Origin of the sequence: Psychroflexus sp. MES1-P1E, from assembly GCF_002836055.1 — a bacterium.
GTDB lineage: Bacteria > Bacteroidota > Bacteroidia > Flavobacteriales > Flavobacteriaceae > Psychroflexus.
Map to the genome: position 1 here is coordinate 1 of NZ_PJBS01000197.1, position 3,992 is coordinate 3,992.

The 3,992-nt window shown below is 34.3% G+C and carries 3 protein-coding genes; 1 reads left to right on the forward strand and 2 read right to left on the reverse strand.

Features of this window, described 5'->3' with window-relative positions:
• A partial coding sequence (locus tag CXF67_RS08560) for an Lcl C-terminal domain-containing protein (protein WP_102088379.1) occupies positions 1–1,001 on the forward strand: 1,001 nt, incomplete at its 5' end.
• Between the two features lie 362 nt (positions 1,002–1,363).
• On the opposite strand, the gene CXF67_RS08570 is transcribed toward CXF67_RS08560, so the two are convergent.
• Together CXF67_RS08570 and CXF67_RS08575 are read right to left on the reverse strand one after the other, a co-directional pair.
• Positions 1,364–3,160: an AMP-dependent synthetase/ligase gene (locus CXF67_RS08570; protein ID WP_102088381.1), complete on the reverse strand. Its 1,797-nt coding sequence runs from the start codon at positions 3,158–3,160 to the stop codon at positions 1,364–1,366.
• Positions 3,161–3,502: 342 nt separating this feature from the next.
• The gene (locus CXF67_RS08575) at positions 3,503–3,856 is read right to left on the reverse strand and encodes a nuclear transport factor 2 family protein (RefSeq protein WP_180957932.1); all 354 of its coding nucleotides are present in this window, start codon (positions 3,854–3,856) and stop codon (positions 3,503–3,505) included.
• Between the last annotated feature and the right edge of the window lie 136 nt (positions 3,857–3,992).

The following is a 3,992-nucleotide window of genomic DNA, read 5'->3' on the forward strand; positions in this document are numbered from 1 at the left end:
AAAGTTCTGAAACAAATGCTACTACTATTGCTAACAATACAACAGCTATTGCATTAAACACGGCAAAAGTAGGCTATACAGAAGCATTGGTTTCAGCCAATACAGATGTGGTGGCTAATACAGCAAAAGACGGCATTACTACACAACAGTCAGATGCTATAGTAGCCAACACAGCAAAAGAGGGCATCACTGCAGCTCAGGCAAGTGCAATTACAGAAAATACTGTAAAAGTAGGATACACAGAAGCCTTGGTTTCAGCCAATACAGATGTAGTGGCGAATACGGCTAAGATTTCTATGGTTTTAGGAACAACAGCTACAACTGCATTAGCAGGAGATACTACTGTTGATATAAATGCGGGAGGCACTAATATTACAACATATACTCAAGGAGATATTTTATATGCAACTTCAGCAACTGCATTAACCAAACTACCTAAAGGAACAGCTGGCCAAGTATTAACTATGAATACTGGTGCAACAGCTCCAGAATGGGTGGCAGCCACAACAGCCACCTACGCAATAGGCGACACTCACCAAGGCGGTATTATTTTTTATCTAGATGCCTCAGGGAAACATGGTTTAATAGCTGCACCAAGTGATCAATCGACTTCAGCGGCATGGTGGAATGGGTCTTATGTAGATACATATGCTTATGGAAATGGTATAGGTGCTGGCGAAGGCAATAGCCAAGGAATCAGAAGATGGCAAGGAATCTGTTCTTCTTGCTACGCAAATGAATTATGTCAAGATTTGAATTTAGGCGGGGAAACTGATTGGTATCTACCCTCAAAATATGAATTAAACCTAATGTATGAAAATATAGGTCAAGGAAATGCTTTGGGCCTTGGGAATATTGGCAATTTTGCTAATAATTACTACTGGAGTTCTACGGAGATCGATAATTTTGACGCGTGGGACCAGTATTTCAGCAATGGTAGTCAGTCCAGCAACAATAAGAACTACGCATTCAGTAGAGTGCGTGCAGTTCGAGCTTTTTAACTATTTAGTTATTTAATTATTTAATTAGTACCGCGTAAGCGGTCTATTTTTATTTTTTTAAAATGACATTACACACCGAGTTACCAGTTTACAGAGACACTTATAAATTGGTGTTAGAAATTTTTTTAAGTACTAAGAATTTTCCCAAAGAATACAAGTATAGCTTGGGCAGAGACATGGAGCGCGATGTATTGGTATTGATGCGTTTTATTTCAGCAAACACAGAAAAGAATCGTTTTTCTTTTCTGTGTTTGCTGAAAAAATAGTTAAGCTGATTTTCGACTCCTAGTTTTCGCAATTATTAGTTGAATTCAAAAATTAATATTTGACAAAACTAGAGTCATCCGTTAATTTATAGCATTTTAATCCTTATACATTTTATCTATAATCGCCTTGTTTTTTTGCTGAATAACTTTTCGTTTTAACTTTAAAGTTGCTGTAATTTCTCCCGCTTCGATGCTAAATTCTCTTGGTAATAATCTGAATTTTTTAATTTTTTCAAATACCGAAAAATCTTTTTGCAAGGCTTCAATTCGCTTTTCAAACATCTCTTTAATCTGACTATTATTAATCAATTCTTCAATATCCTTATAGGCAATTTTATGTTCAATGGCATATTTTTTTAAATTTTCAAAACTTGGAACAGCCAATGCGGTGACATACTTCTGTTGGTCACCTACTACTGAAATTTGTTCGATAAAAGCATCATTTATCAATGCGGTTTCTAATTTTTGAGGCGCAATATATTTTCCACCAGACGTTTTCATTAAATCTTTTATTCTGTCTGTAATAACTAAATTACCTTTTTCATCTATCAGTCCAGCATCACCAGTTTTAAACCAACCATCATCAAAAACGTCGGCAGTTTCTTTTGGTTTTTTATAATACCCTCTCATTACGCTAGGTCCTTTTACTAAAATCTCATCATTTTCTCCTATTTTTATTTGAGTGCCATGAATTGCTTTTCCCGCAGAATTAAATTCGAAATGCTCATATCCAAATAGTGAGACTGTTGCTGTAGTTTCAGTTAAGCCGTAACCACATTTAATATTTAAACCAAAAGAATGGAAAAAAGATACCATATCGGTAGCTAAAGGCGCTCCTCCACAAGGCATGAATTTTATGCGTCCACCAAAAACTTCTCTTAATTTGCTCAACACCAATTTATCTGCAATTTTGTGTTTCAACTTTAAAGCTAATGGTACTTTTATATCGTTTCGTTTGTATTTGTTAAAATAGGCGTTTCCAATGCCCAAAGCCCAGCTGGCTAATTTCATTTTGGTAGGCGAAGCTTCTTTCCTTTTATCTTGAATTGCAGCAAAAATTTTCTCGAAAATACGAGGAACTGTGCACATCACTGTTGGTTTCACCTCTTTTAATACCTCAGCGATTAACTTTGGATTTTGGTTGAAATATACTTTTATGCCTCGATGCAAACAAAAGAAAACCCAGCTTCTCTCATAAATATGACTCAATGGTAAAAAGCTTAATGAAGAATCTTTTTCTGAAACTGTCAATTCAAAATCATGCGCTATTAATGACTGCATAAAGTTTGTATGATCCAGCATGACTCCTTTTGGTTCTCCGGTAGTGCCTGAAGTATAGATAATACTTGCCAAATCGGTTGACTTGCATTCGTAATATCTTTTTTGAAGCTCTGTTTCAATGGTTTCATTTGCTTTTAAAACCAAAAAATCATTTAAATAAATTGAGTTTTCATTGTCCTCGATGTTTATGTCTTCGCAAAGACTAACTATGTATTTTAAGTTGCTATTAGTTTTTGAAATTTGCAGTGTTTTGTCATATTCTTCCTGACCACCCACAAAAACCAAATTTATTTCAGCATCGTTTACAATATATTCAACCTCCTTCTTTGAATTTGTTGCGTAAATAGGAACCGTGACTGCTCTAATGCTCATTATGGCAATGTCGGCTATAATCCAATCGGGCATGTTTTCAGCGAATATGGCAATGTTTTGATGTTCTTTTATCCCATAATTCAATAATGCTTTTGATAGATTTTGAATTTTGTCGCCAAAATCCGTCCATGAAATTCCAACCCAAGTATTCAATTTATTATCCTTGTAATAAATTGAATTTGCACCCTGATATTGCTGTACGTTTTTTCTTATTTCTGTGCCAATATGATTGTTGTCCATTTATAATTTAGCTTTTTATATTTTGAAATTTTAAGTAGTGTAATCGGATAAAGATACGAAGATTTACTGCGATTAGAGAAGGTAAACGGGATATAAAAACCACTGCGATGCTTCAGTAGTGTAGTCCATTCTCAGGGAAAACATATCTTTTTTTTTAAAAAAAATAATCATGAATTTGATTCGTCTGTTGCTGCTGTTCGGGTCTCGAAAAGCACGATAACAAAACTCAAAGAATCACAAATGTAAATCTATAAGTTAAGAATAATGGATTTTCAAAATTAATGAAGAAAAGTGTTGTTTTTACCTCAATTGTTCGCCATGGGTAGTGGTTTTATTAATTCTTCACTTTTTGTTCTCACTTACCGATGAGGCGTGAAGATGAGCAATTTTCCAATTTTCATTTTCTTTTACCATTACTAAAGTCCGTCTTGATAATCTTTCTACTCCATTCCCCAAATGGAAGGTAACAATTGCAGTCTGTGGGTAAAGTTGGATGTTAATGTCCTTTGGATTTATTTTTAATTTTCTAGTATTTTTTGTGTCTACAAATTCTGGAAAAATTGTTAACCAAATAGTTTTAAGTTCACTCTTACCTTGCATTCGACCCGCTTGATTCCAAAAAGGATAGAAAATAGTCGCGTCATCAGTAAATGAGGCGCGAAAAGTTGTCCAATCAAAATTATTAAATGCTGTCACAAAATCGGTAGCGGATTTTATACAGCTATAGACTCTTTATTTTGAGCCTTTAAACTAAAATTAATTAGCAAAAAGGATTACCAATGATAGTTGAGCTTTAGTCTTCATATTTTTAAAGTTTAAATTGTCTTGTACT

Coding starts and splice junctions, on each gene's coding strand:
- CXF67_RS08570 (WP_102088381.1), bottom strand. CDS start 3,160: ATGGACAACAATCATATTGGCACAGAAATAAGAAAAAACGTACAGCAA.